Genomic DNA, 27,000 nt, shown 5'->3' with positions numbered 1-27,000 from the left:
AGGAAATGAACCTATTTTACAAAGGAAACAGGTGACGGGATGAGTGTGTTGGCATCAACTTCGAAAGTATGCCTGCAATCGCTATGGATGATGTGGGAGCGCGTGTTTGACTTGATCACGAAGGCAAGAAGCGTATCCGTAACCCAATATGGAATATGCAAGCTTGTCGTAAGACGGTATCATGGGCGCAGCATGCAATGCAATGACGGACAATGGGTGCATTCCGGAGATTGGGTAGGGGAGCTCCATCTGGATAACAGGCAGGTGCTGGAGCTGTCCCGTTCCCTTGGGCCGAATCGGGCGGCCTTGATGACGGCGCGGCAGCTGCGTGATGCGCTCAACCAGATAAGCCGGGCTATGGAGAGCACGCCCGAGCTTGCGAGGGTCACAGCGCTGACGGGCATCACCTTGCTCCATCGCGGAATTATTTATGGCCTTGGCTTTGAGCTGCACCCGATGAACTCCAAATGGCTCCGCTGGACGACAACGCACTATCTTCGCCTTCTGCTGGCGGTGATGCATCCACACGGAACGCGAAGAGTGAAGCAGAGCAGCGAGAAGCTCAATCCGATGGTATTGATGATGACGAAGCAGTCTTTACTGGAGCGTTACCGCCAAGATGTGATTTCATGCAAAAGCTGATGCTTGGCGGAGTCCTGTTGATCCTGTTGCTGATCGTCTGCTACATGGGGATTCCCTTTCTGATCACGAGAATATGCGGGGTTGGCGTGTTGCGGAAAGGGAGGCCGACGGCCAGGATTGCCCTTACCTTTGATGATGGTCCTGATCCGCGGTACACGCCTCAACTGCTTGATTTGCTGCAGGATCATGGAGTCAAGGCCACCTTTTTCGTGCTGGGCAGCAAGGCGGAGCAGTACTCGGATTTGACGAGGCGAATATATCTTGAAGGCCATCAGATCGGGATACACAACTATACACATCTGTCCAATTGGTTGATGACGCCCGGGCAGGTGAGGGAGCGGCATGTGGAGCGAACGGCCGATATTGTCGAGGGCATCGTCGGAGAACGCCCTGTGTTTTATCGGCCGCCATGGGGAATCGTGAACGCCGGGGATTTGTTCTCATTGCGCCAATCATACCGGATCGTGCTCTGGTCCGTCATGGGGTGGGATTGGACGCGCGGTACGGATGCGGAGCGGTTGACGCGGAGGCTGATGCGGAGCATCAAGCCCGGATCGATCGTGCTGCTGCATGACAGCGGCGATACGGCCGGCGCGGACGAGGATGCTCCGCAGCAAATGCTGAAGAGTCTGCGGGAGGTTCTTGCCAAGCTGCGCTTGCAAGGATACCAATGCGTGCGTGTAGACGAGCTTCAAGCGCAGCCATATGCCGGCCGCAGCCCAATGGTTCAAGCAGGACGCGGCCAGGTGAAGATGGCGCTGCCGCGCCATCGCGAATACCATCAAAATCACGGCTAGCGGCGTCATCCGCGCCAGCTATGAAGAACTGCGGCGTCAGAGTTTTGCCTATGCGTGGGCGCTTAAAGCAATATGCCGATCAAAGAATAGATAATTACGGTGGAGAACAACACGGTCATATGAAAAAGCGAGAACAAGAACATGAATTTGGCCCATTTCTCGGAGTCCATTTTTCGATACCCGACAATGCTGAGCAACAGCCAGGAGACGCTCGACAGCAATGCGACCAGCATCAGGCCGAGGCTTAGCGACCAGAACAGACAGCTTGCCACAATTAAAGCCGTCAAATAAAGATTCGTTTGCATGCAGGTTCTCTGGATGCCTTTGACGACGGGAAGCATCGGAATGTTAGCGGCCCTGTACTCTTCATGCTTGCGGATCGCGATCGCATAGAAGTGGGGCATCTGCCAGATGACAGCGTGTACAAAAAGTCCGATAATCGCAGGATGGGTCAGATCCGGATAGATCGCGGCCCATCCGATAAGCGGAGGCATGGCTCCGGCAATGCTGCCTATCTCCGTATTGTAGACCGTCTTTCTTTTGCTCCACATCGTATAGGGAACCGCGTAAAAGAACAAACCGAGAAAACCGAGCAATGCGGCCAGCGGCGTGGCCAAATATAAAGACGCCAGACCAAGAATAGACGCGGAGATGCCAAGCCAGAGCACGGCCGCCGGCTTGATTTCCCCGGTCACCGTTGGCCTGTTTTTGGTTCTCTCCATGACGGAGTCGATATCCCGGTCATACAGGTTATTGAAGGCTCCGGCCGCGCCCATGATGAACACCGATCCCATCAAGGCCAGTACCATTTCTGGCAGCTTCTCCACCAAGCTCAGATCATAGGTGTATAAGGCCAACGTCAACCCGGCGAACATCGGAATCAGGTTGGATTTGATAATTCCGCTCTTTACTGTCTGCGCCAAGATGGCCGTCCGCGTCCGCTCTCGCTGTGGAACGTCAAGCGCCCTTCGCATGATGAACCTCTCCCCTTATGATGAATTTTATATACTAATCAGAATTTATATACTATGTGGTATGTTAATGGGGTGTGGTATCATTGTCAAGTGAGGGAGGAAGAACCATGGGCAGACGGAGATTAACCCAGGAACAACGAAAACAGGAAACGCGGCATTTGCTTATCGAGTCGGCAATCGAGATCTTTGCCCAACTCGGCCTCCACGGCGCTTCTGTAGATAAAATCGCAGAGCATGCGGGCTTCAGCAAGGGGGCCGTGTATGCTCATTTCAAGTCGAAAGAGGAGCTTTTTCTCGCCATACTGGAGCAGCAGATGAAGCTGCAAGTTGATAATATTCGGCAAGTCATCGAGCGGCAGCATTCCATCTCCCAATTCATTGACGCGATGGATGCCTGCTTCGGTTCGGTGAAGAAGAGAAACCGGACTTGGAATATGCTATATATCGAGTTTTTGCTGTACGCGATGCGCGAAGAAGCGGTGCGCCACCAATGGTCGCGCATGCTCACGGAATCCGTCACGCAAATTTCGGGGTCCATTAAGCAGCTGATGTCGAGGGAGAAGGACGGTACGGCGTTATCGGCGGATGATATCGCATGGACGATTCTGTCCTTGGAAAATGGCCTGGCCATATTCAGCTATATTGGCGATGAGAGCATGCCTCCCCATTTATATAAGAAGGCTCTTTATCATTTGCTTGCGTCAAGGTGACGAAGCAGCCATAACGCAGCGGAAGCCGAGACAGCCTCGGGCGTTGAGCCTGAGGCCCCTCGGCTTCTTTTTTGTACCCATGTCCGCGTCCATAACTAGAAAAAGCGATTTACCGAGCGGAATTTAGGAAATTTCTCCTGTTTTTTCTCGGTTTTTTGTTTATTCCTGCAGGTTGTCGAGGTAAAATAGATAGGCAATTGGTAGCTGCAGATTCGAATCGAATAGAAAAGAGGAAGAAACGTGATTATCGTCAGTGCTTGTCTGGCCGGATTGGAAGTAAGATATGATGGTACCCACCGTCTCGATCATCACATCACGAAGCTGCTGGAGGAAGGCAAAGCCGTTACCGCATGCCCGGAGCTGCTGGGAGGCTTCGCGACGCCCCGGGAGCCGGCCGAGATTATCGGCGGAGATGGGGAGGATGTCCTAGGCGGAAAGGCCCAGGTGATCGAGCGATCAGGCAGAGACGTGACCGCCATGTATGTCGAGGGAGCCTTCGAGACGCTGAGACAGGCCCAAGCGATGAAGGCCACGCTGGTCGTGCTCAAAGAATACAGCCCATCTTGCGGAAGCTCGATGATTTATAATGGAGAATTCGCAGGCAAGGCGAAGGCTGGCCTCGGCGTGACCGCTGCGCTCCTGAGAAGGCACGGAATCGAAGTGATATCGGAGGAACAGTTCGCCGATTGGACTTTGGAGTAATTAACGGCTTTACGATATGAAGGTATGAACAAGCAGGTATTATCATTCGGGAATCGCTTGGTGTGACATCAGGGTTGCAGCATGCGGCCTGAGTCGGATGCCAGGCAATGAAGGGTAAGGGGGCCGGGTACGTTATCCGTTCAACCTCGAATCCCGAGATAAGGTGGATTATGGTTTATTTTGAGCAAAAAAGATTACTGAAAATATGGTGGGAGCGGCCTACCCTGTTTATTGTGCTGTACGGATTATGTTTATCCTTTACGATATGGATTGACGTATTCCTGTATCCGGAGCGGGATATGTTCATCTGGTATCTCGTCGATACGGTGTTTGCCGGATTTGTATTCTGGCGCAATGCGATGCTGCAGGTTCTCGCCGCCGCTGTCATTACATGGCTCCATTACGCGTTGGCGCCCTTTCCGTTCCCGCATGTCAATGTGTTTCTATCCCAAGCCCTCATTCATTTATTGGCGATCTTATCGATATCGTTAGCCATTAAATATTACAACCGGGAAAAAGAGAATACGCTGAACTTGACGTTGACCTTAGCCAAATCGCTGGATTCGAGAGATCCGTACACGGCTTACCATTCGGACAATGTAGCTTATTATGCCGTATGCATTGCGATGGAGATGAGGCTGAAGCGCAAACAGTGCGGACATATTTATATCGGCGGACTTTTGCATGATATCGGAAAAATAGGCGTGCCCGAAGCGATTTTGAACAAGCCGTCCAAGCTGACGAAGGAAGAGTACGAGGTGATTAAGCAGCATCCCGTCATCGGCTATGAGATGGTGAAGCATATTTCCTTTTTTGAAAAAAACGGCGTTCTCGACATGATTCTATTCCATCACGAACGCTATGACGGGACCGGATATCCGCATGGATTGCAGGGTACCGATATTCCGTTGGCGGCCCGCATTATGGCTGTGGCCGACTCCTTCGACGTGATGACGTCAAGGCGGGTCTACCGGCATGAGGCCGATATCCGCTATGCCCTTGATGAGATTCGCAAGCATAAAGGCACGCAATTCGATCCCGACATCGCTGATGTCTTTATTCAGATTGTCGAACGGGAAGGGGAGGGCATTCTGTCTCACCCTCGTAATATCCTATCGAAATGCTAAGGTCACCATAAATCAATGCGAATCTTCCATGAACCCATACTGTGGTAAATTAACTCTGCTGAATTTTGTGCTTGGAAGGGGCTTAACGTCTCATCACCTAGGCATTTTTTCACGATAAAGAAATTGTGACTATATACCTATATACCGGGGGGTTGCGGAATGACGGGCATGAGAAAAAGAAGCGGAACGGCAGCGCTGATGTTGCTGATCGCGCTGCTGTGGTCGGTGGCGGCCGTGCTGCATGCGGAACCGGCAAGCGCGGCGGAGGGAGGCACGGTCTCGATCAATGCCTTCCTGGCGCCGGATCGGACGCTATATGTGGAAGTCTTGGCGCCGGAGTATGCCGGCAAGCCTTTGCCAGATGGACAGTATGTCGTCATCGGCGCCTATCTCCAGCGCGATGGAGAGGCGATGCAAGCCACATTTCGCGAGTTCGACGAGAAGGGCTTCATCAGGACGTCCATGGGGGAGGTCGAGGAAGCCCGGTATGTGTCCGTCGAATGGGGTGATAACACCCATTGGACGGATATTAAGCGAGAAGGCAGCTTCGAGTTGATCAATGGCATGATGACTGCGGGTGAAAGGGCGAAGCTGCTGAGCACAATGAAGGAGCTTGAGCCGTATAAGGCGAGAATCGCGGTCACGTCATCCGCTTCTTATTATATTGACGACAAGAAGCGGCTGTGGGCCTTCGGCGAGCTGAGCCCGGCATTGCACGGAGCCGTTCCCGGGACGCGGGAAGCGCTGTATGTGAGAACGCCGAAGCTGATCTCCGCCATCCCCGGCGCCGTGCAGGTCGTGGCTGATTTCTATGAAGGGGCGGCCCTGACCGATGACGGCCAGATCTGGTACTGGTACACCCATGAGGAGCGGACATCCCCGCTGCGGATTGCCAAGGTGCCCGGGGCGAAGCAGATTCAGCTCTCGGTTGCCGGGGGCTTGGTGTTGAAGCAGGACGGGACGGTATATGCGTGGGACAAGCCGGAAGCGGCGAGCGGCCAACAGTCCCCCAAGCAAGTGAAGCTGAAGAAGCTTCCCCAGCTGCAGAAGGTCGAGAAAATCCGCATCGGCAATGATGGGCAGCATATGGCATTGACATCTGACGGGGCGGTATGGCTATGGACAAGAAATGTATACGATAAAGATTCGATGCCGGAGCAGGTGAAGGGCCTGCCCAAAATCGTTGATCTCGAGCCTTACTACCGCGGCGCTTTGTTGATCAGCGAGCAATTCGATCTGTGGATGCTTAACGATGATATTTCATCTCCTAAAGTGCCCAAGATAGTCAACACCGACTCCCATGTGATTGGCATCTTCAAGAACTTGCCGGAAGTGAAGCTGGCGGACGGAAGCTTCAGCTATTATAGCCAATCTGCCTTCAATGCCGAGCCGGACCGCAATCTGAGCGGCGTCATCGCAGCCGAGCATGCGGCGCTCGGCTTCCGGGACGGCCATACGATCGCGATCGGGGCGGACGGCAGGCTGCTGGCCTGGGGCAATAATGCGTACGGGCAGCTCGGCAATGGGCAGCCCTATCCGCTTCTGTTCGATCCGGAGCCCATCAAGGGAATGACTCAGACGGAGCTGGTGGCAGCGGGGGACAACCACACGTTGGCCGTGACGAAGGACGGGAAGCTGTACGGATGGGGCAGCAACCGCGCGCACCAGATCAACGCAGAGTCCGCAGAGCAATATATAACGCCGCGCCTCATCGGCACGTACAACGGCGTCAAGAAGCTGCAGGCCGGGGAAGACTTCTCGCTGCTGCTCCTGAACAACGGACAGCTGTATGGCTGGGGGAATCTGCAGCGGCTTGGGCTGGAGAATGCGGGTGCGCCAACCTTAATCGAACGGTTCGGGCAGGACAAGGTTGCCGATATCAGCGCATATGAGCGCGGCGCCGTCATCTTGACGGCGAACGGGGATGTATACCAGATGGGCGGCATCCTTTACTATGGCACGGTAGTTGATCCCGAGGATTTTATGTGGAAGCTGGACATTGGCCGAGCGAAGGCGATCGCGGCGGGGAATATGCGAAGCTATGCGGTGCTGAAGGACGGTACGGTCTGGTCATGGAAAAATATCGTGCAGAAGAAGAAATATGCGGCGGCGCAGCTGCCGGGATTTGCGAAAATGACGACGATTGCGGCCGGGAGCCGGAACGGAGACTTCGCGGTCGGATTGGATGAGAAGGGGAATCCGTGGGCCTGGGGCGACAATTCCGCCCGCACTCTCGGATTCGGGCTGCCCTTCAAGATGCAGAAGGGAACGGATGCGTCCGCTGCGCCGACCCGGAACTTCGACGCTTATTCCAACGGGCCGCTCGGCAAGCGGGACAAGCCAACCTATGCCTCCGTCACGGCGGGCTCCCATGGGGCCATTCTGCTGACGAAACATAAGGAGATGCTCTTCTTCGGTTATTTATCCAATCCGTTCCGGACAGGCAATCTGTATCAGAAGGCCGATTACGCCGCTGCGGCCAACAGCAATGTGTTCGTCATCTCGAACGGGCAGCTATGGGCCTACGGAACGAATAATGATTATGGCCAGCTGGGGAACGGTACGCGCGCGAACTATAATACGGCGCAGACGATTCGTTTCTCGAAATAAAGCTTTGTTCCCCGACGGTCCGCTTGGGCCGCCGGGATTTTTTAGAAGAGACGATTTCTGCTATGATAGGAATGTATGTTCTTGAATGAAGGAGGAGAGCGGGATGAGCCGTCCCTATCGAGTGATCAAGGCCCATCGTTCCAATTATCCTCAGCCGATCCGGTTGTCAGCCGGACAGCGGGTAATTCTGGGGAGATTGGATGATGGTCCGGAAGGCTGGCGCAACTGGCGCTACTGTTATACACTCGATCGGAAGCTGGAGGGCTGGGTGCCCGAGCAGATTATCGAGAAGCGGGATCAGGAAGGCATCATTCTCGAAGCGTATTGCGCCCATGAATTGAATGTCGACCCCGGCGATATCGTGAATGTGCACCGGGAGCTGAACAAGTGGGTGTGGTGCCGGCGGGAAGGGGAAGAAGAATGGGGCTGGGTGCCCCTGGATCATGTGGAGCCGATAGAGTAATTTTGCTGAAGCTCTCGGGCTCTGTCGCAGGAACTGAAGCGTTGGCAGGAAGCTGCCTGGCAGGCAATCTAGCGAAGGGATGAGATCATGTTGAACATCACAGACTATAGCATAGAATTAGTAAAGGATCCGTTCCATATTTTGGCCGGACGGCGCTATGAATTCAGACTCGATATCGAAGTGTCCGAGGAAGATGAACTGTATTCGGAACACGGCGTCTACGTCCGAGTTATCTATGCCGTCGAGGCGGAGCGGGCCTATATTGTGAAGCACGAGCTCTATGAGCGGACGACCGAACGCTATCTGGAGTTCGATCTGGAAGACAATGAGATAGCGGCGGTGAACTTGTTCTGCAGCGAGCATTATGCCGAGGCGGACGAATAACGAATCTCCGCCCAGAAGGGAGCAGCCATGGGACGCAGCAACATCACCGTACCGTATGGCTATGAGCCGCCGGTCGAGAAGGAGAAAGGAACGCTGATTTACTACGATTCTTTTGAACGCGCCACAGCGGAAGAACTCGATCGGGCCGCGGAATATGCCGCGATGTATGCCTTCAAAATGTTAGTGCTGTATCCGATCCACGAGGAGACGTTGAAGCGAATGGCGAAGGGAACCGCGACCGCCTATTATAAGCGGGTGAACCGGTTGGAGCAATGGGCCCGGGAGCGGGGCGGCAGAGACAGTGCAAAGGTGGCCATCGAAGATTGGGAAGGCAAGCGCAAGAAGTATACGCCGCTTGATGCCGCCCTTCGCCATCTGACGGAGAAGTATCCCTCTCCTTATTTCTTATATGTGACGCCGGAGACAGCCAACCAGCTGGCCTCCTTCTCTTCCTTCGCGGCATGGATCGGGAAGCTCCGCCTCCTGTTGGCGTCCGAGCCGGAGGAGACGCATCCGCGGCTGCGGCAATATGCGCATCGCTGGAGCGTCGCAGGCCGGAGCGAAGGGACGAGGTAGCCGGGAACGAGAGCGCGGGCCGCACCTTACAGCACAGCCATTGTGAACGCATTCATGATACAATGAAGGGAGCAATGCCGCTGCGGCGGAATTCGAACACATGAGGTGACGCATAATGGCTCTAACCGCGCATACCCTGAATACACAGATTCGCAAAACGGTACATATTCAATACTTGCTGCATTTGCCGGCGCAGTATGATGCCTCTTCCGACCAAAAATGGCCGGTCCTTCTGTTCCTTCACGGGGCAGGCGAGCGGGGGAACGATCTGGAGAAGGTGAAGGTTCACGGTCCTCCCAAGCTGGCGGAGCATACCGATCTGCCGTTCATCATCATCGCGCCGCAATGCCCGGAGCATTCGCACTGGCAAGTGGAGATGGACGCGGTGATCGCATTGCTTGATGAGGTGACGGCCGCTTACCGGGCGGATACGGATCGAATCTATGTGACGGGCTTAAGCATGGGCGGATTTGGAACCTGGAGCCTCGGAATCGCTTACCCGGATCGGTTCGCCGCGCTGGTGCCGATCTGCGGGGGCCATAATCCGCAGCAGGTCTCGCTGCTGAAGCAGGTTCCGGTGTGGGTATTCCACGGGGCGAAGGATACGGTCGTCCCGCTGAGCCAATCGGAAGCGATGGTTGAAGCGCTGCGGGAAGCGGGCGGCGATGTGAAGCTGACCGTGTACCCCGAGGCCGGTCATGATTCGTGGACCGAGACGTATAACAGTGACGGGCTCTACGACTGGCTGCTGCAGCATTCGCTGCGCAGCAGGGCTGAGAGATAGACCAAGAGATAGGCCAAGAGATAGACCAAGAGATAGACCAAGAGTAAGACCAAGAGATAGACCAAGCAGACCAAGCTGGCCAAGCAGACGAAGCGGCCCAAGCAGACCAAGCTGGCCAAGCGGCCCAAGCAGACCAAGCTGGCCAAGCAGACCAAGCGGCCCTCCATAGCGGCAATGTCATTAAGTTTAGCTCAAAGACAAGAGCCGAAAACATAGGAATCTAAAACGGCATGGGAAAGACCCTGTGCCGTTTCTTTTTTTATACAAGCAAGGAAAAAAGTGCACGGCAAACAAAGCGGAGGGAAGATCCGCTTAAAAAAATGTTCATATGAAACAAATTATGCTACTCTATAGACGAAGCTAACCACTGATTTGTAGCGTATTTTGCGCGTATTCTGCTGCCCTGGGCGAATGGGTCGAATCGGCAAAATGTTTTTGCGAATCAGCGCTTCAACATCAGGCGGGGGTTCATCGTCCCTTGAGCGCAGGAAGTGTCTACACACGTGAACGGCAACCGTGAAGTTAACTTGATAGGGGTGCCGTTTCTCCATTTGGGAAATGACGACGTGCGAGGTCATCATTTCAGCGAAATTGTACAGGATCATTCTTGCGAATATCTCCTGGGTGATGGACTCTCGTTTCTTTGCATGAAAATTCGTCAGACCGACAGTGTACTTTAATGCCCGGAATGAGGTTTCAATGCCCCATCGCATGTTATACATTGACATGATTTCACCCGGTGGGAAATCCGTGGCGGTAAGATTCGTAATGACGGTCTCAAAAGCGCCACTCGGCAGGACGAAACGAACCACCCGAAAGGAAATCGGATAAAACAAGTTCTCATGCAAATCCAAAAAATCAAAGGTAGACGTGGAAGGAACGAACTTGTAAATCTCGGGATTAGCCTTGACCTCTTTGGTTTGTTTTTTGGTGAGTGTCAGATGAACGTTCCTATCAAACTCTCCGCTAGAGGGCAAACGCAAGCCCGAAAGAATACCATTGGAATCCAAATCCTTTACCCGTATGACATAGTTCCACCCTTTGCGTTCAAGATGCGCGAAATTGTTGTAACTTTCATAACCTCTATCGGCAATCACAATGGTTTTGCCCTTGATTGGAGAACGGTGAACCATAGCAGCCAGCGCCCTTCCCTCGTTGCACAACCTTCGTGGCTGAACAATGGCATCCACGTACAGTCTGTTGCACAAGTCATAGGCAGCGTTCAAATGCAGAAGGTTATAGCCTTTCGTGTTCGGTTGACTTTGAAAATAGGTGTCCGTGTCCGCAGAGTCAGTTGCGATATGCAAATCCGAACCGTCAACGGCAAGTAGCCGATACCCTCGGTAGTCCTTGATATCCGTAACCGATTGCGTAAATGCGTGAAACAAGAATTCCACAGCAGACGGCAGCACTTTATTCCTCTGTTGGACAAAAGCGGAAGTGGTTGCGGTGTTTACGTCATAGCCTTGTGATTCCCAAAGTTCCTTATATATGCTGTTGCCCCCCATGGAGATCAGGAGTTGCATCACCGTTTCAAAGGGCAGCTTTTTCTTTCGGGTAAAATCTTTTTCAGGGTTTTTGACATAAGGAGCTGGTGCGGCTGCCATTTCTCGTATGAGGGATGTCAGCGTTTTTTTTAGCGAATTCGCATACTCATTCATGGACGTGGCCTCCTCGTGTTTCAAGGGTCTTCGCCACACATATCCATCTACCTGTTAAGTCTTGATTTTCTTTCAAAAAAAGAGCGGGCTATCTTTTCGATAACCTGCTCTTGTGCTTGATTATGGTTTCCACGCCTTATCTTAATGACATTGTCCATAGCGGAGGGCTTTTTTTGTTATCGCTGCACGCCTCACAAGCAGTTCTTCGCTACGGTGATCCGGTCCCGCTCTGTGTAAAAGAGTCGCGCATTTTGCCGGATATGTCCGAGTATTCATCATTCCAACTCTTTGATGTGACGGTTGGTTCGCTTTGTTCGTTCTAACTTGTCTGGTGCCTTCGGCCCAACCTGCCTTCCACGGCTCGACTTCCCAAAAAAACTGCGAAAATGCAGTTTTCCCTTCTAACATTTATTCCGTTGGAGGAATTCCTGCAAAACAACATTAATTTGAGCCATGCCAATGGATTGAAAGCAAAAATCGGCGAAAATGATGCGCTTTTCAGGCTGTTGGAAAACCCCTGTTTTTTTGGAGGGGTGAGTACCTAATCGAAACTTGGCATTCAGAGCGTCATTGCCTTCTGGAGGCATCATTATCTCCTGGGGTTTTAACGTGTGGAGTGAATTGCTGCCATTTTACAGGAATTTCGGCTCAATGAGTCCACATTTCGAGGAATTGCTGCACAGCTACATCATTTTAGGCCCTTTTGAGCTAAGTCGAAGAGAAACGGGTGAAATTGCTGCAGTTTCACAGGATTCCCTTTCTGGTGAAGTCGTCCCTACCGAATTGCTGTATTGGTGCAGGATTTTGCCATTGAATCAACGTGTCTTGAGAAACCGTGCAGTTTTGAGGACTTCGCCTATCGGATAGACATTTCATTGTGCAGTTTTCAGGCACTTCGATCAGATAAAATTTTTCTACTGAGAGATAAGTCCTGATGAAGTGCCCAAAAATCCTTTGGACTTTCTCAACAGCCTGGCTTTTGCAGGAATCTCATCCAATCGCAACTCAGCTGGAGAAAATTGCTGCGTTTACGCAGGATTACGCTGCAGCATCCGTTTTCCGCGGCATTCCCGGCCACCGCTTTCCGTGGCATTCCCGGCCACCGCTTTCCGTGGCATTAACGGCCACCGCTTTCCGTGGCATTCCCGGCCACCGTTTTCCGTGGCATTTCCCGCCTTCGTCGCAATCCCGTCTTTGTCTCTCGTCATGATTTAATGAAGTAGGGGGCATTCCCTTTCTAGATATGGCTGCTTACATCGAAAATGACAAGAAGATATGTTGAAATTCCGGAAATTAGATAAGATACGTTCTGGAAATCAATGAATCCTATGTTGTAGGCTAAAAGCGAATAGGAACCGAACCGTGGAGGGGAGGAGCTGTGGATTATTTCCTGCAGTAGAAACTGCTGCGTCATCCTTACATCGAGCGAAGTCAGAAGTTGTGCACATGAGCGAGAGAGGTGAAGGAATTGAGACGAACAGGAAATCGCATGCTATGCCTGCTGATGGCATTCCTGCTGGCTGTCATCCATGTCCCGGGATCCGCCGCGGCGGAAGGGGATCAGCAACAGCTGCTGGCGCAGCAGGAGGCGATTGCCCAATGGGTGTTCAAGGATGCGGGAGAGAACGGAATTTTCCCCGCGGCATCCGGGGCTTACAAGAATGCTGCTTTGTTCAAGAATGTGGGCGGGACCTACGAGTACTACAGCGACAACGCGATTACGTACCAAGGCTGGGATCGCGGGGTAGGGACGAAATATTGGCTCGCGACGGTGCCGACCACCGGCTTCAAAAATATTACGGTATCGTCGACCCAGACCTCTTCAGGCACGGGGCCGCGGGATTTCAAGGCGCAATTCAGTCTCGATAACGGGACATGGACAGACATTCAGGGCGGCGTACTTAAGATGGAGACCCATAATTTTAACTGTAAAAACAACGCATGCAAGCTGATCAACAAGCCGCTTCCGCAGGAGGCGAACAACCAGCCGCTGCTCTATGTCCGGTGGGTGGTCAACTCGGATGCAAGAACATCCGGCGAGTCGGGCGGCGTCGGCAGCGCCGGCTCCAGCCGCATCAAAGACGTGCGAATCGCGGGCGAGCGCATTGACGGTTCGGGGCATACGCCGCGGCTCGTCAATATGACGTTCAACGGCGATCCGAAGACAAGCATTGCGCTCGCCTGGTATACGGATCAGATGACGGGCACGGTGCTGCAGGTCGTGGAAGCGTCCAAAATGCAGGGAAGCGAATTCCCGGCGCATGAGGCGTTAGTCTTCCACGGCAGCGCGGAAGCGATCAAGACGTTCATGAGCGCCAAGGATCGCGACAAGCAAAAGTATACGACCTTCATCAGCCACCGCGCCTCCGCCGATAACTTGAAGCCAGGCACCGCCTACAAGTACCGGGTTGGCAACGGGGATGGCGCAGGCTGGAGCCGGATTGGAAGCTTCACGACCGATGCGGCGGACAATCATCAGCCGTACCATTTCATCGTCGGGTCGGATTCCCAGGCCTCGAAGCTGTCCGCCTTCGAGAAGTGGCAGGACACGTTCCGCAAAGCGATTGATCAGATCGGCGATCCGAAGTTCCTGATCAACGTCGGCGATCTGGTCGACAACGGCGATCTGGAGGAGCAGTGGCAGTGGATGCTGGGCGCCGCTCAGGACGAATTGGCCCAGGTTCCTTTTGTTCCGGTGCTCGGAGGGCATGAAGTACAGGATTATGACGGCGACGAGACGACGCCGAACCGGAACTTCTATAATCATTTCAACGTGCCGCTAAGCGCCGGCGTGACCGGGGCCCATGAAGGCTCGATCTATTCGTTCGAATATGGCGACGCGCTCTTCCTCGTCATCAATTCGCAGTTCGAAGGCGAACTGAAGTCCAACGGCAAGGATGTCGCTTGGGCGGATGACGAATTCTGGGCCCAATTGGATTGGATGCGGCTTCAGGTTGCCAAGACGGATAAGAAGTGGAAGTTCGTGTCGCTTCACAAAGGGCCTTATTCGGCCGGCGACAACGCAGGCCAGTGGGAGGACGGCCGGATTCAATTTTATAAAAAATATCTTGTTCCGGTGTTCGATGAGATGGGCATCGACATCGTGTTCGAGGCGCACGACCATATGTATATGCGTTCGTACCAGATGCTGAACGATGTGCCGGTGAAGAACGTGCAGAAGGATGGGCAAGGCCGCGTGCTGAACCCGCCGGGGAGCATCTATCTGATGCCGAATTCTCTCGGCGAGAAATTTTACACAAAGTATCCGGGCTATAATGATTATTTTGCAGCTATAAATGAACAGCCGTTCAAGAAAATGTTCGTCGATGTCTCGATCGCGGATGAGGTGCTCAAGCTGACGGCCTATACGGCGGACAAGGCGAAGCCGGCCGTCTATGACGAGTACGCCATTAAGCGGACGGACGGCAAGCCGGACAAGGTCGAGCAGGCGAAGCTCGCCTTCAGCGGCAAGCGGGCCGGCCTCTCGTGGAAGCTGCCTTCTGCCAGCTCCGAGCCGGTCCGAGGCTTCCGCATCTATGAGAAGAACGGCCAGGCCGGCACCAACTGGAGCGCCTATATTCCGGCGGCCGCAGGACAGACCCAGTATACGTATTCCGTGAACAATCTCGATTCGGGCCATTCCTATGAGTTCATTATTAAAGCGGTCGGTACGCGGAACAACTCGGACCCGGTGTCCGTGAAGCGGTAACGACAGCAGCATCATACGGTGCAGCTTCTTGCAGCCTCTTGCTTGGCCGGAACGGCGGGCGAGGGGCTGTTCTTCATGCTGCGCTCGCCTTGTGCTATAATCGGGGACAACATTGAACGACTGCAGGAATGTGGAAGGGGCATGACGGTATGGAACCAAGAGAAGGCATGACATCGCCGGAAGGGCTGGCGATGCTGGAGCGGGTGCGCCGCATCTGCGGCACGCTGCCGGAAGTGGACGAGATCATTGACGGATTCGGCCACAACACCTTCAAGGTGAGGGGCAAATCATTCGTCATTATGGGGGAGCACGGCAAAGTGCCCGGCCTGTCCTTCAAGTCGGATCGGGAGACGCAGGACATTTTGCTTCAGCAGGGCGGCTTCATCAAGACGCCTTATATCGGCCATCATGGTTGGGTATCGGTCAAGACGGATGAACCTTTGGATTGGGATGAGCTGGGCGACCTGATCGAGGAGGCTTATTTGCGCGCAGCCCCGAAGCGCCTCGTGAAGCAGGTGAAGCCGCAGGCTTGACGATCGCGGAGAATCGCGCGATAACACCTTACCATTGCCGCCTCGCATAAGAACAGGTATGATGGGGAAATACATCAGTCTTTATAGCGGAGTTGAACTTGCATATGAATTCATTCCCCAAATTGAAGTTGACGCTGTCGATGGCTATCTTCGGCTCTGTCGGCTTTTTCTCGCAGCAGACGGGCTTGCCCGCGCTTGAATTGGTATTCGTCCGCTGTATCTGCGCGACCTTGTTCCTCAGCCTGTGCTGGGTGCTGACCGGCCAGGCCAAGCGGGAGCGGCTTATCGGAAGAGAAGTGATTCAGGTTCTGGCGTGCGGCGTGTTCCTCGTCCTGAACTGGGTCTTTCTGTTCCGATCCTTTGAGACGATGTCGGTCACCATTTCGATTTCGATCTATCATCTTGCGCCTGTCTTCGTCCTCATCCTGGGAAGCTTCCTGTTCCGTGAGAAAATGACGCTGCTGGCGGCACTCTCCATCCTCGTCTGCTTCGTCGGCACGCTGTTCGTCATCGGCATCGACCAGGGATTGTCGTGGCGGGAGGTGTGGTCTACGGGTGCCGGCTGGGCGCTGCTGGCCGCGCTGTTCTATGCCGGGACGACGCTGCTGGGCAAAGGCATCAACATCATGAGCGCGTACTTGATGACGGTGCTGCAGACGCTGTTGGGCGTGTTTTTGCTGCTGCCTTTTGTGGACTTCAGCGCATTCAACAGCCTGACGCTGGAGAATTGGGCGTATATTGCGGCAACCGGGCTGATTCATACCGGTTTTGTCTATTATTTGTTTTTTGATAGCCTCCGCAATTTGTCGGCCCGGATTATATCCGCACTCATCTTTGTCGATCCGGCGGTCGCCATTTTGCTGGACACGGTCTTTACCGGATTCCGTCCGACTTTGCTGCAGGTTGCCGGTATCGTGCTTATTTTTGCCGGGATGGCCGGTTCGCTGTGGAAGCCGAAATCCAAGCAAGAATACCTTACGAGCTGACAATCCTGAGCGATCCTGTTCGAAATCAGCGGCCGTAGAAGGAAATAAGCCGCGCAGTATGGAAGTATGTTCTGTATAACGGAAAACAACGGAGTGGATTGGGAAGGAGGCGGAGTTATGCCGATCAAGGCGATTGCGTTGGATTTTGACGGACTCATTGTAGATACGGAGACGGCCAGCTACGATTCCTTCTGCGAGCTCGTCCGGAGCTTCGATCTGGACATGCCGCTGGAGGTATGGAAGGAGTGGGCCGGCGGCATTCAGACATGGCAGCTGGCCTGTGATTACTTGGATGAACAGCTCGGCAAGCCTGTCGATCGGGAGGCGCTGCACCGCCGTCACCGGGAAATGTACACCGCCCTAATCGAGGAATTGGATGTGATGCCGGGCGTGAAGCAGCTGCTGGAGGATGCGTGCCGCATCGGCCTGCGCGTGGCCCTCGCTTCCAGCGCCTCGGCCGCCTGGGCCGTAGAGCATATTAAGCGCTGCGGGCTTATTGATTATTTCGATGTGCTGCAGACGCGGGACGATGCCGCCAAGGTGAAGCCGGATCCGGAGATATACCGGAAGGCGGTGGAGAAGCTTGGCGTGAAGCCGGAGGAGACGATTGCATTCGAGGATTCCCTTGTCGGGACGCTCGCGGCGAAGGCAGCCGGTCTGTCTTGCGTCGCCGTGCCGAACCGGGTGACCGGCCTTTTCTCGTTCGAGCATGTCGATCTGCAATTGGCCTCATTGGCCGATATGAGTCTGGAGGAGATCATCTGCACGTTGGAGCAGTCCCGGGCTGCCGCCCAAGGATGAGGCCATTCCTCTAGCAACCTCCTCCGCCCTTCATTATCATCAGAAAGGCAGGCGAATGGATCGATGGCTGCCGCGAATGACGCCGCCCGTTCCCTTGTGATTCAACGAGCCGCTTCGGAGCACGTTGCCCTGCTGCAAGAGCTGTATGTGGAAGCTGCCCGCTGGAGAGCCGCGCGCGGCATTATGCTCTGGGATGAGCACGCCTTTACCAACGAGTATATAGAGCGCTTCATGCAAGAGAGGGAAGTGTTCATTGCCTTGGCAGGCGGAGACGGAATCGGGTGCTTTGCCATCCAGTGGAGCGATCCGGCGATATGGCGAGAGCTTGACAATGAAGAATCGGGCTACCTGCATCGGCTCGTCGTCACTAGAAAATATAGCGGGATGAGAATAGGATACAGGCTGCTGGAATGGGCCGAGAACTATGTGAAAAACCAAGGAAAACGATTCTTCCGCCTGGATTGCATGACCGAAAACGAAGGCCTGAACCAATATTATGCGGAGGTTGGTTTTGCTTTTGTGCGGACCGCAGCTGGAGAAGGCTGGAGCGCCAATTTGTATGAAAAGAAGCTAGGATAAGCGCCCAGTATTATTTTAAATGTGGGACATAGAAGGGATAGACACAGGCGGTGGACCGCCTGTGTTTTTTGCTGTGTATAGCTAATTTGCGATTTTGCGGGTTGAAGCGGAGCTTAGGTTGTAATAAAATAGAGCTGTGATTAATAATGATAATCATTATCAAATAGATTGAGCAGTTAGGAGGAATCCCATGTCATTGCCGGGAATACCGGTGCCGAAGGAACGGCTAAGTGATGAGGACATCGAACGGTTCGTCCGCTGCCGGCATTGTTATTATCGCAAGTGCCGGAATGCTCATGAATCGAGCTGGGTGTATGCGGCGCAAGCGTCGGTCAATCAGATCGTGCATGCGTATTATTCACGTGCTCCCGAGGCAAGAATGGCCGCTTCCGTCCTGTCCGATATGGAGAGCTATTGGACGCCGGAGCGGGAGCGTTTCCCGTCGGAGCAGCATTATTTGCGAATCAAGCGTTCGGTATTTCACTTTTTGGATGAATACTTGACTGAGGAAGCCCCCGGACATGCGCTGCTCATAGGGGAGAGGCTGAACGTCCAGGCTGTGGAATTGGGAGCAGACCTGTCGATGACGCTCCAGGTGGCCGAGTGCTCGGATTCGTCCCTCGTCATACGGAAGTATGTGGTCGCCGATGAGCCGCAAGTATTTAAAGCCTACGTTCAATTTGCGCTCGTCTTCGCATACAAGGCTTTTGGCCGGCTGCCGGACCGAATCGAAATTTATGCCTTGATGAATGGCTCGGCGTATGCCTTCCGCCCGAAGGAGGAGCATTATCATTCTTCGCTTGATTTTGTGCGCTTGATGCTCGGGGTCATGAATGAGGGGCCGGCGGGCAGCGGGCTGTATCACTAACTTAGTTCACTTGCGGGATTTTTGCTGGAAAAGGAAATGTAGAGCTGTGACAGCTCAGGTCCTATATCGCCGTTGGCGATGCCAGGGTGATTATGGGTCGAGATAAGGAAAGGATGGGATGAAGGATGGCGAAGATCATTTTGATATATGCCAGTATGAGCGGGAATACCGAGGAGATGGCTGATGCGATTGCAGCAGGGGTTCGCGAAGCGGGTGAGGATCTCACGGTCATGGAGGTTATGGATGCGACTGCATCCGAGTTGTCCGGATATGATGGAATCCTGCTTGGCGCCTACACTTGGGGAGATGGGGAGCTGCCGTACGAATTTCTCGATTTTTACGATGATATGGAAGACCTTGATCTGAGCGGCACTCAAGCAGCTGTGTTCGGCTCATGCGATTCATGCTATGCCCAGGTCGGCAAAGCGGTCGATATTCTGATGGATCGGCTGCGGGAATTGGGGAGCGACATCGTCCAGGACGGCTTGAAAGTCGAACTGACCCCGTCTGAGCCGGACAGGGAATTATGCCGGGCGTTCGGAAGGAATTTTGCGAAGAGTGTCGTTCAGGGGAAGGCCTTGCAGCAATAGTTGGATACATGTGAGAGTTATGGAAAGGAGTCTTCCGTGATGGAACGGAAGGCTCTTTTTGCCGTACATACCTATTAAATATGTAAACCTGCGGGAAGCGAAGGATGGAGCCTATGACGGAAATGGGGATGAACCCTTTACAGATCGGGAAGCGGTTGTGGCTATGGGTGCACTCAATGGAAGCGGATATTTGGCAGGGGATAGTGGGCGCTGCCATCCTATTGGGCGCTGCCGTCCGGATGCTGCTCTGGATGGCCGCCGCAGCGGCGGGGCTGTTCGGAGTGGCGGGCTTCTTCTCTCGTTGTCTGGAAAAGATGGGAACCAGAGTGCCGCTCTGTGTCCTGCTGCTGGTGGAAAATACGGCTCAGCGCCAGGAAATGCTGTCCTTATCGATCATGCTGCTCCGGCCGCAGGCCGCGCTCTGCAACCATGGGGTGCAATCTCTGCGTTATGTGAGCAGGATGAGCGCCCTGCGGGTTATTTGGCTTCGGATGATCAAAGATCCGGAAAACCGTCTTGTCGCACGACACTCCGATTCAATCGATACGGTGATCGTACAGACAAGGGAGGATTTCCATGGATTCTATTCAATATCGCTTGCGGAACCGATTGGAGCGCGCGCTCCAGTTCCGGAAGCTCAAGCCTTATGCGGAACGGCTCCAAGCGATACGTGCTCTCGCGTTGGAACAGGAGACGGATGCCCGGTTGCGGAGACGTGCCTGCCTGCTGCTTCAAGCGGCACGGGGCGGAGCCTGCGCCGATGATCTGCTCATCGAATCATTCGCTCTGACGTACGAGGCGGTGCGTCGCATGCTGAATATCCGCTTGTACGATGTCCAGCTTCTTGCCGGCATGGCCTTGCATGAGGGGAAGCTGGTCGAGATGCAGACCGGGGAAGGGAAGACATTGGCCGCCGTGCTGCCGGCCTGTCTGCATGCCTTATATGGCAAGGGCGTGCACGTGATGACCTTCAATGATTATTTGGCGGGCAGGGATGCCGCCTGGATGGGGCCGGTGTATGAATACCTCGGCCTTACGGCGGGTTGTGTCCGCGAAGCGATGCCGTTGGCCGAACGAAGAGCGGCCTATGCGGCGGATGTTACGTATGTGACGGCGAAGGAGGCGGGCTTCGATTATTTGCGGGACGGCCTCTGCATGGATTCGGATTCACTCGTGCAGCGTCCCTTCTATTTGGCGCTGATCGACGAGGCCGATTCCATCCTGATTGATGAGGCGAGAGTGCCGCTCGTCATCGCGGGCGAGGGGAAGCCGTCCGGGAACCGCGCCGATGCAGAGTGGATGGCCGCCTTGGCGAAGCGGCTGCGGCCGGGGCTTGATTATGATGTGGATGACGCCGGCGCGCAGGTCTATTTGACGGAGGAGGGGGCGGATCGGGCGGAAGCGCTCCTGGGGTGCGGGAGTCTGTACCATCCGGATCAGTCCAGCCTCCTGGCGGGTCTCCATCATGCGCTTCACGCGGAAGTGCTGCTGCGGCGCGATGTCGATTATATCGTCCGGGAGGGGCGGATTGAGCTGGTGGACGAATTCACTGGCCGGATCGCAGACAAGCGCCGGTGGCCGGACGGGATGCAGGCGGCCGTAGAGGCGAAGGAGGGCCTAGCTCCGCAGCCTGGCGGCCGCATTCTCGGCATGATTACGCTGCAGCATTTGCTGAGCCTCTATCCGTCGTTCTGCGGCATGTCGGGCACCCTCCGCTCCGCGGCGGACGAGTTGCGGGACACCTATCAGCTGGAGGTGGCCGTCATTCCTTCGAACCGGCCATGCCGGAGGCAGGATGAGCCCCCGCTCGTATGTCCGAGCTTGCTGGGCAAGCAGCAGGCGCTGCTGGCCGAGATCGCCTCGGTCCACCGCACAGGCCGGCCGATTCTGGTAGGAACGGCAAGCGTGGCGGAATCGGACCGGTTGGCGTGCGAATTGGAGCAGGCTGGTGTGCCTTGCTGCGTGCTGAATGCGAAGCATGACGCGGAGGAAGCGGAGCTGATCGCGCGGGCAGGGACCTGGGGCGCGGTTACCATCTCGACGAACATGGCTGGCCGGGGCGTCGACATCGTGCTCGGCGGCGGGGATCCGGCCCAATATGCCAAGATCGCACAGCTAGGGGGCTTGTACGTCATCGGCACGAATCTGCATGACAGCCGCCGCCTCGACGATCAGCTCCGGGGGCGCGCGGGCAGGCAGGGCGATCCGGGGGCGTCCCGCTTTTTCGTCAGCCTGGAGGATTCGCTGCTCCATCGCTATGGCCGAGCGTATCCGTTCCCGGAGCGTTGGCTGTCCGCGAATCCGGACAAGCCGCTGCGAGCGCCCGCCGTCCACCGCCGGATCTCCCATATTCAGCAGGTGGCGGAAGGACGGAATGCAGAGCGGCGGCGCATGTTGAACCGTTACGCTGATGTGCTGGAGCAGCAGCGGCGCATCATCGCCGTCTGGCGCCAGAGCGTGCTGATGGAGGAGGGGCCGCCGCCGCTGAAGCTTGCTGAAGATGCGGCGCGGCATGAGCGCTTGTGCCGGCGGTGGGGAGCAGAGCGGGCGCGCCGCCTGGAGAAGCGGGTGACGTTGATGCATATCGATCGGAGCTGGTCCGATTATGTGGAATATGTGTCCGCGGTAAGGGAAGGGCTGCACCTGGAGGGGCTGAGCCGCCAGGATCCGCTCGATCTGTACCATCAGCGGCTTATCGGGGCCTTCGCGGACTTGCCGCAGCACATCGAGGACGGCATTCGGCAGGAGCTGCGCGCGCTCGATTTTGAGACCCGGCAGGACGACGGGGATGCTGTTGCTCGAGCCATCGGGCTGGAGGGCGCGCCGCCGCGGCAGTCGACCTGGACCTATTTATTGCACGAACATGTGGTGCCGAACCGATTCTCGCTGTTCTAAGCCGCAAGGCGGGGGAGCGAGAATGCCTAAGACCGTATCGCTGTCGGCGATGCGGTCTCTTGCTTGGCATTACTTTCGCGTACACCGGCATTCGGGAACGCCCGCATTCGTGTACGTCTTGCATACGTCTTGCATTTGCGTACCCCCGCATTCGTGTCATCGAACGTACCTCTGACCGTCTCCCTGAACGTCCCCCTGAACGTCCCCCTGAACGTCCCCCCGACAGACCAAAGCTGCAAAACTACAGTATTTTTCACCAGAAAACGTCGGTTTGAGGAAAAATACTGCAGGGATGCAGGATATTCACCCTCTGACTAGCTCGACTTCACTTTGAGCGCGAAAATGATGTATTTTTGCAGGAATCGTTCAGAGCACCATATCGGCGATCAGAAATGATGTAGAAATGCAGGATTTCTACAAATACTGCAGCGCGCCCGGCCTTAGCTCATAACGCACGACATATTTGCCTGCCCCTCCGGTCACAGCCGTAAACCATCCCTTGGAGCAGAGCGACTGCAGCGTTCCCACCGCTTTGCGATGGTTTACGCATAAATGCGCCTCCACGTCGATGGGACGGATCGGACGGCCGAGCATGCAAGCGAGCCGGATGGTCTCCCGTTCCACGAGACTGTGCAGACTGACAGGCACGGAGTCCGCGTGATAGCGGCTAATCACCATGCGCAGCAGCGCCACACACAGTTCAGGGCGGTCAGCGACATCGTCATAAGCGAAGGAGATGACTTGAAAACCAATAGCGGACAAAAACGTCTCCCGGTTCAGCTCATTGCAGTACTTTTGCCTGTCCATATTTCGGACGTGCGGTACGAAGCCTTTGATCTCGATGATCAGCTTGACCTGCGGCGACAGCCAGGCAAAATCGCAGAAATAGGACAGGCCCCGCCAATCAAGCACTTCGTATTCCGGATGCAACTGGTCAAAGCTGCCCCGAAGGGGCCACCATACGTTGCGGCAAAACAGCTTCTCGGCCTCACGATGTCCCCGCTCCAGCCGCCCCCTTCGCTCTCCCGTCCTTCTCTGCAAATGGTGCTGAATAAACGCCTCATGCGCCTTTTCAAAACTCACCTTACCTCCTCCTTCCACAAAATAAAAACGTCCCGATTCCTTTCGCGCGGAAAGGATCGGGACGTTCTTCGTCTCTTACGTTGATTATACTGTGGGATCGGTTACTTGACCAGCCCGCCTCATTGCCGGCAGCGGCGAGCGGACATGGTGGCAGTCGCATGCATCGCATTCCCGCTCTGCTGCGGCAGGGTAGCCGGAACACGGCATCTTGTTCTCTGCTCGACTGTTACAGATCTTGACCCAGACGCACCATGTCCCGCAGCAGCATGCCGTTCTCGTAGATTTCCTCCTCATAATGGCGAACGAAGAAATCGCGGTCAATGCCCGTCATTCGGAACCCGCATTTCTGGTAGAGCGCGAGTTGGCTTATGCTGGTGCTGCCTGTACCTACTTCTATCGTCTGGCAGCCGAGCGCCTTGGCGGTCTCGATCGCGTGAAGGACGAGCTGCTTGCCGATGCCCTGTCCTTGATGGCTCTCTGCGACGGCCACGTTGACCAGCTCGATTGTGCCCGGCCGGGTCGGCAGCAGCACATAGACGCCGATGACTTCCCCTTCCTGCTCTGCAAGGAAGCATGTTCCCCGCCCGAGGTATTCGTGCACGAGCTCGGCAGAAGGGTCTGCCAGCAGCAGCAATTCCATCGGAGGCTGTTCCTCCGTTTTCCATTTTCGAATCTGCATAGTATTGTTCTCCTTTGGTGCAACAAACTGATCTATCATTATCTACTTCCTACTTCGGGGCGGCTTCGCACATTTCCTTTTCTTGCTGAAAATGTTCGCCTCTCCCGCTGGGCTAGGCGGGGATAGCGCTGCTGCACAGCGGTCGTCAGTCATGCGCAGGACAACGTCTGGGCTGTGCTGCACAGCGGACGTCCAATACGCGCAGTACGACGGTCAGGCCCGTGCTGCATCAGCCGAGCGGCGTTAGCGGCGCGAATTGGCGGGTGGCTATTGCCCAACCAGCGTCCCGCGTCCGGCGTCTGTCAGGAGGCTCCGCTGCCGCCGGCAGCCTTGGCGCGTGCGGCCCGATGCTTGATGGCCTCCGTCACGACGAAGGCCAGATCATCGTTGCCGTAGAGCGCGAGGACGCCGAGCACCGTGTCGTCCGGAATGTCGCCGGCCTCTTCCTTCGGCACCGTGAGGCCGATGGCCTGCTGCAGCGCCGGGTTGACGCCCTGCTGCGGATAGGCCTGCTGATAGAGCTCGGCCGGATCAAGCTGGTGATTGACGCACCACTGGGCGAACACCAGGATCATCATCTGCTCGTCCCGTTCATAGTTGCGGATAATCTGTTCTTCGATTTCTTTGCGAGACATTGATATATCTCCTTCCAGGCGGTAATATGGGTTCATTATAGCGAATGGGCAGGAGGATTCACAATGATTAAGAACGAGAAGATACGGGCTGCCGAAGTCGAATTGACCGGTCTGAACGGGGAACAGCTCGGCATCGTGCCGACCTCGGAGGCGCTCGCGATGGCGAAAAAGCTGAAGGTGGATCTCGTCTGCCTGTCGCTGATGAGCAGCCCGCCTCCCTGCAAGCTGATTGGAGCGGGAGCGGCCAAGCAGGAGACGCAGCAGGCCCGCAAGGCGGAGCGGCAGCCGAAGGTGAAGGAGATTCGCCTGACGCCGCAGATCGAGGATCATGACTATGAGACGAAGAAAAATCAGGCGGAACGGATCCTGCGCGCCGGAGATTCGGTGCAGCTCGTCATCCGCATCAAGGGCAAGGAAGGCGCTCTGGCGCAGCAGATCCTCGAACGGCTGTTGCAGGATTTGCGTCCGGCGGGAACGAAGCGCACCGGCATTCAATTGAGCGGCAAGCAGGCGATGGTACAGGTCGATCCGGTGCCAGGTGCGGAAGCATAGTCTGAGCAATGCAATCGACTCCCATCCGCCCGTGCATTGGACAGATGGGAGTCTTCACTCAAGCCCGGACCCGCTGCGCCGCGGAATCGGTCCGAGGCGTGATTGGCGCGTGTCCCCGCGCCTTGGCCAGGCCGAACTTCGGCATATTGCCGTAGACGGCCTCGAACTGGCCTCCGCGCACGATATACGTCTCGTGATAGATGCCGACCGCATTCGTCTTCCCGACCGCCTGATAGAATCGCCGCCAGGCCTTCAAATGCTCCGGCCCCCGCGCATAGGCTGTCAGTTCCTCGAAGGAGCGCCAATATTGAACCATCAATATCGTTCTTAGATTGACGGTCGTCTCCAAAGAAAGAAAGCCAAGCTCCGGGTTCGTATACAATTCCCGAATCATGGGCGGCATCGCTGTAAAGACCGGCCACCATTGATGAACGGCCCGCCATTTGTTCACCCTCATTCCGATTAGGAACACGACAATATCCTGCTCTCTCTCCTCTACCGTGTAGCGCCCGCCAAAGATTGATTTTCCCATTGTGTCTCCTCCTTATCTATTCTGTTGAAGCTGCCGGATCGCCGCATCGCTCCATTCCATCTCCGCCCGAACGACGCGCTTGCCATAGTCGAGCGTAAGCAGCCAATATTGCAAATCTTCTTCATCCGAACAATGCGTCATGATCTGATTTTCGATCGCTTCGTACATCTGATACCGCTCCTGGAGCATCGACTTGAACCGCTCGATCTGCCCGAGCGTTGCGTCCGGCTCTTGATGACGGTGGAAGAACAGCTTGAGCAAAAATTCATTTTTGTACGTATGGAGCTGTTGAAGCGGTTCCTGCAGCCAGGCCTGCAGCGCCTGCATTCCTTGGGGCGTAATATGGTACTCTTTTTTGTCGGGCTTCGATTCCTGGGCGGTATCGGTTACCACAGCCCAGCCGTCCTCGACCAGCTTTTTCAACGTCGGATAGATTTGTCCGTAGCTAATCTTCCAGAAATGATTGAGGCTGGTGTCCATCATCTGCTTGATGTCGTAGCCTGTATGGCAGTCCGTCGTCAGCAGCCCGAGAATCGCATAGGTCGTGTCACTGTGCTTAGCAGCCATTGTCTCACCTTCTAATGTATCATAATGATATATATCATAAGGATACATCATCGCTTGAAAGGTGGCAAGGGGGATTTTCCTGAGCAGTGGATTGGGAGAGAGCGGCGCCCAAATTGTATTTGTGGAACGAATACGGATCGAAAGGCGTAACGCGCGCAGGCAGCAAGGCTCCCCGCAGTTCATGCCACGGTGCCGGATAAGGGAGATTCTGCTATAATGGGGATGAGGTGAGTGCGATGGCGAAGAAGAGAGGCCGGAACGCCGCTCCGGAAGGGACTGCCCAATCTGCCCAAGATAAGCCGGCGACGCTCAAGGATCTGCTGCGGCCTGATATCGTAGCGCAGCTGAAGGAGCAGGCTACTGTATTGAAGGCGGAGGAATCGCAGCGGAAGGAAGACGCGAGACGCCAGGCGGAGCAAGCCCGGGCGGCAGAGCAGAAGAGGCTGGACAATGACTTCGATTATTTGTTGAACAACAGCAGCATGGATTGGCGCAAGTATAAATAACATGGTAAGAGAAGGTCCGATGATCCGTTCATCGGGCTTTTTTTGTATACGGGAA

At 55.2% G+C, this 27,000-nt stretch carries 27 protein-coding genes; 20 read left to right on the top strand and 7 right to left on the bottom strand.

The window, feature by feature from the left end; translation table 11 throughout:
* Positions 1–39 precede the first annotated feature (39 nt).
* Positions 40–642, top strand: coding sequence for a YkoP family protein (locus FLT43_RS13280; RefSeq protein WP_244194251.1), 603 nt, complete (start codon positions 40–42; stop codon positions 640–642).
* Complete coding sequence (locus FLT43_RS13275; protein ID WP_087443423.1) at positions 630–1,439, top strand: polysaccharide deacetylase family protein; 810 nt, start codon at positions 630–632, stop codon at positions 1,437–1,439. The genes FLT43_RS13280 and FLT43_RS13275 overlap by 13 nt, the downstream gene beginning before the upstream one ends.
* Positions 1,440–1,501: 62 nt before the next feature.
* Here the strand turns inward: FLT43_RS13275 and cyoE are convergent, their stop codons facing one another.
* Positions 1,502–2,413, bottom strand: a complete 912-nt coding sequence (gene cyoE / locus FLT43_RS13270; RefSeq protein ID WP_087443424.1) for a heme o synthase — start codon at positions 2,411–2,413, stop codon at positions 1,502–1,504.
* 107 nt (positions 2,414–2,520) lie between these two features.
* Here cyoE and FLT43_RS13265 point away from each other — a divergent pair, with 107 nt between their 5' ends.
* From FLT43_RS13265 to FLT43_RS13230, 8 genes are all read left to right on the top strand, one after another.
* Positions 2,521–3,123 (top strand): TetR/AcrR family transcriptional regulator, encoded by a 603-nt coding sequence (locus FLT43_RS13265; protein ID WP_087443425.1) that lies wholly within the window; start codon positions 2,521–2,523, stop codon positions 3,121–3,123.
* Positions 3,124–3,363: 240 nt separating this feature from the next.
* Positions 3,364–3,825: a 2-thiouracil desulfurase family protein gene (locus tag FLT43_RS13260; RefSeq protein WP_087443426.1), complete on the top strand. Its 462-nt coding sequence runs from the start codon at positions 3,364–3,366 to the stop codon at positions 3,823–3,825.
* Positions 3,826–3,932: 107 nt separating this feature from the next.
* Positions 3,933–4,952, top strand: a complete 1,020-nt coding sequence (locus tag FLT43_RS13255) for an HD-GYP domain-containing protein (protein WP_244194252.1) — start codon at positions 3,933–3,935, stop codon at positions 4,950–4,952.
* 159 nt (positions 4,953–5,111) lie between these two features.
* Positions 5,112–7,562, top strand: coding sequence for an RCC1 domain-containing protein (locus FLT43_RS13250; protein WP_087443427.1), 2,451 nt, complete (start codon positions 5,112–5,114; stop codon positions 7,560–7,562).
* A 103-nt stretch (positions 7,563–7,665) separates the two neighbouring features.
* On the top strand, positions 7,666–8,025 hold the full coding sequence (locus tag FLT43_RS13245; RefSeq protein ID WP_087443428.1) for an SH3 domain-containing protein: 360 nt from the start codon (positions 7,666–7,668) through the stop codon (positions 8,023–8,025).
* 87 nt (positions 8,026–8,112) lie between these two features.
* Positions 8,113–8,409 (top strand): DUF6509 family protein, encoded by a 297-nt coding sequence (locus tag FLT43_RS13240; RefSeq protein ID WP_087443429.1) that lies wholly within the window; start codon positions 8,113–8,115, stop codon positions 8,407–8,409.
* A 27-nt stretch (positions 8,410–8,436) separates the two neighbouring features.
* Positions 8,437–8,985: a hypothetical protein gene (locus FLT43_RS13235; RefSeq protein ID WP_087443430.1), complete on the top strand. Its 549-nt coding sequence runs from the start codon at positions 8,437–8,439 to the stop codon at positions 8,983–8,985.
* Positions 8,986–9,100: 115 nt separating this feature from the next.
* A complete protein-coding gene (locus FLT43_RS13230) occupies positions 9,101–9,769 on the top strand; it encodes a carboxylesterase family protein (RefSeq protein ID WP_087443431.1) in 669 nt (222 codons plus the stop codon).
* Positions 9,770–10,107: 338 nt separating this feature from the next.
* Here FLT43_RS13230 and FLT43_RS13220 read toward each other — a convergent pair whose 3' ends face one another.
* On the bottom strand, positions 10,108–11,430 hold the full coding sequence (locus FLT43_RS13220; RefSeq protein WP_115057820.1) for an IS4 family transposase: 1,323 nt from the start codon (positions 11,428–11,430) through the stop codon (positions 10,108–10,110).
* A gap of 1,459 nt (positions 11,431–12,889) precedes the next feature.
* Between FLT43_RS13220 and FLT43_RS13215 the strand changes: the two genes are divergently transcribed.
* From FLT43_RS13215 to secA2, 8 genes are all read left to right on the top strand, one after another.
* Positions 12,890–15,139, top strand: coding sequence for a fibronectin type III domain-containing protein (locus FLT43_RS13215; RefSeq protein WP_244194340.1), 2,250 nt, complete (start codon positions 12,890–12,892; stop codon positions 15,137–15,139).
* Positions 15,140–15,288: 149 nt separating this feature from the next.
* Complete coding sequence (locus tag FLT43_RS13210) at positions 15,289–15,672, top strand: MmcQ/YjbR family DNA-binding protein (RefSeq protein ID WP_087444486.1); 384 nt, start codon at positions 15,289–15,291, stop codon at positions 15,670–15,672.
* 104 nt (positions 15,673–15,776) lie between these two features.
* Entirely contained in the window at positions 15,777–16,658 is an 882-nt protein-coding gene (locus FLT43_RS13205; protein ID WP_087444487.1) for a DMT family transporter, read from the top strand.
* 117 nt (positions 16,659–16,775) lie between these two features.
* Positions 16,776–17,459, top strand: coding sequence for an HAD family hydrolase (locus tag FLT43_RS13200; protein WP_244194341.1), 684 nt, complete (start codon positions 16,776–16,778; stop codon positions 17,457–17,459).
* Positions 17,460–17,522: 63 nt separating this feature from the next.
* On the top strand, positions 17,523–18,038 hold the full coding sequence (locus FLT43_RS13195; RefSeq protein WP_087444489.1) for a GNAT family N-acetyltransferase: 516 nt from the start codon (positions 17,523–17,525) through the stop codon (positions 18,036–18,038).
* A gap of 190 nt (positions 18,039–18,228) precedes the next feature.
* Positions 18,229–18,906 carry a cobyrinic acid a,c-diamide synthase gene (locus FLT43_RS13190; protein WP_087444490.1) on the top strand — a complete coding sequence of 226 codons (678 nt, stop codon included), beginning with the start codon at positions 18,229–18,231 and terminating at the stop codon, positions 18,904–18,906.
* Positions 18,907–19,031: 125 nt separating this feature from the next.
* On the top strand, positions 19,032–19,496 hold the full coding sequence (locus FLT43_RS13185) for a flavodoxin (protein ID WP_087444491.1): 465 nt from the start codon (positions 19,032–19,034) through the stop codon (positions 19,494–19,496).
* 576 nt (positions 19,497–20,072) lie between these two features.
* Entirely contained in the window at positions 20,073–22,391 is a 2,319-nt protein-coding gene (secA2, locus tag FLT43_RS13180; RefSeq protein WP_087444492.1) for an accessory Sec system translocase SecA2, read from the top strand.
* Positions 22,392–22,805: 414 nt separating this feature from the next.
* Here the strand turns inward: secA2 and FLT43_RS13175 are convergent, their stop codons facing one another.
* From FLT43_RS13175 to FLT43_RS13165, 3 genes are all read right to left on the bottom strand, one after another.
* Complete coding sequence (locus tag FLT43_RS13175) at positions 22,806–23,474, bottom strand: DUF559 domain-containing protein (protein ID WP_087444493.1); 669 nt, start codon at positions 23,472–23,474, stop codon at positions 22,806–22,808.
* Between the two features lie 226 nt (positions 23,475–23,700).
* Positions 23,701–24,153 (bottom strand): GNAT family N-acetyltransferase, encoded by a 453-nt coding sequence (locus tag FLT43_RS13170; protein ID WP_087444494.1) that lies wholly within the window; start codon positions 24,151–24,153, stop codon positions 23,701–23,703.
* Between the two features lie 302 nt (positions 24,154–24,455).
* Positions 24,456–24,788 carry a hypothetical protein gene (locus FLT43_RS13165; RefSeq protein WP_087444495.1) on the bottom strand — a complete coding sequence of 111 codons (333 nt, stop codon included), beginning with the start codon at positions 24,786–24,788 and terminating at the stop codon, positions 24,456–24,458.
* Between the two features lie 63 nt (positions 24,789–24,851).
* Here FLT43_RS13165 and infC point away from each other — a divergent pair, with 63 nt between their 5' ends.
* Positions 24,852–25,340, top strand: coding sequence for a translation initiation factor IF-3 (gene infC, locus FLT43_RS13160; RefSeq protein WP_087444496.1), 489 nt, complete (start codon positions 24,852–24,854; stop codon positions 25,338–25,340).
* Positions 25,341–25,398: 58 nt separating this feature from the next.
* On the opposite strand, the gene FLT43_RS13155 is transcribed toward infC, so the two are convergent.
* Together FLT43_RS13155 and FLT43_RS13150 are read right to left on the bottom strand one after the other, a co-directional pair.
* Positions 25,399–25,872, bottom strand: a complete 474-nt coding sequence (locus FLT43_RS13155; RefSeq protein ID WP_087444497.1) for a DUF4188 domain-containing protein — start codon at positions 25,870–25,872, stop codon at positions 25,399–25,401.
* Between the two features lie 12 nt (positions 25,873–25,884).
* A complete protein-coding gene (locus FLT43_RS13150; RefSeq protein WP_087445372.1) occupies positions 25,885–26,439 on the bottom strand; it encodes a PadR family transcriptional regulator in 555 nt (184 codons plus the stop codon).
* Between the two features lie 236 nt (positions 26,440–26,675).
* On the opposite strand from FLT43_RS13150, the gene FLT43_RS13145 reads away from it, so the two are divergent.
* Entirely contained in the window at positions 26,676–26,945 is a 270-nt protein-coding gene (locus tag FLT43_RS13145; protein ID WP_087444498.1) for a YqkE family protein, read from the top strand.
* Positions 26,946–27,000 lie beyond the last annotated feature (55 nt).

This window comes from Paenibacillus thiaminolyticus, from assembly GCF_007066085.1.
Lineage (GTDB): Bacteria > Bacillota > Bacilli > Paenibacillales > Paenibacillaceae > Paenibacillus_B > Paenibacillus_B thiaminolyticus.
Note: the sequence above shows the minus strand (reverse complement) of the source record. Positions and strands in the feature narration are given on the sequence as shown.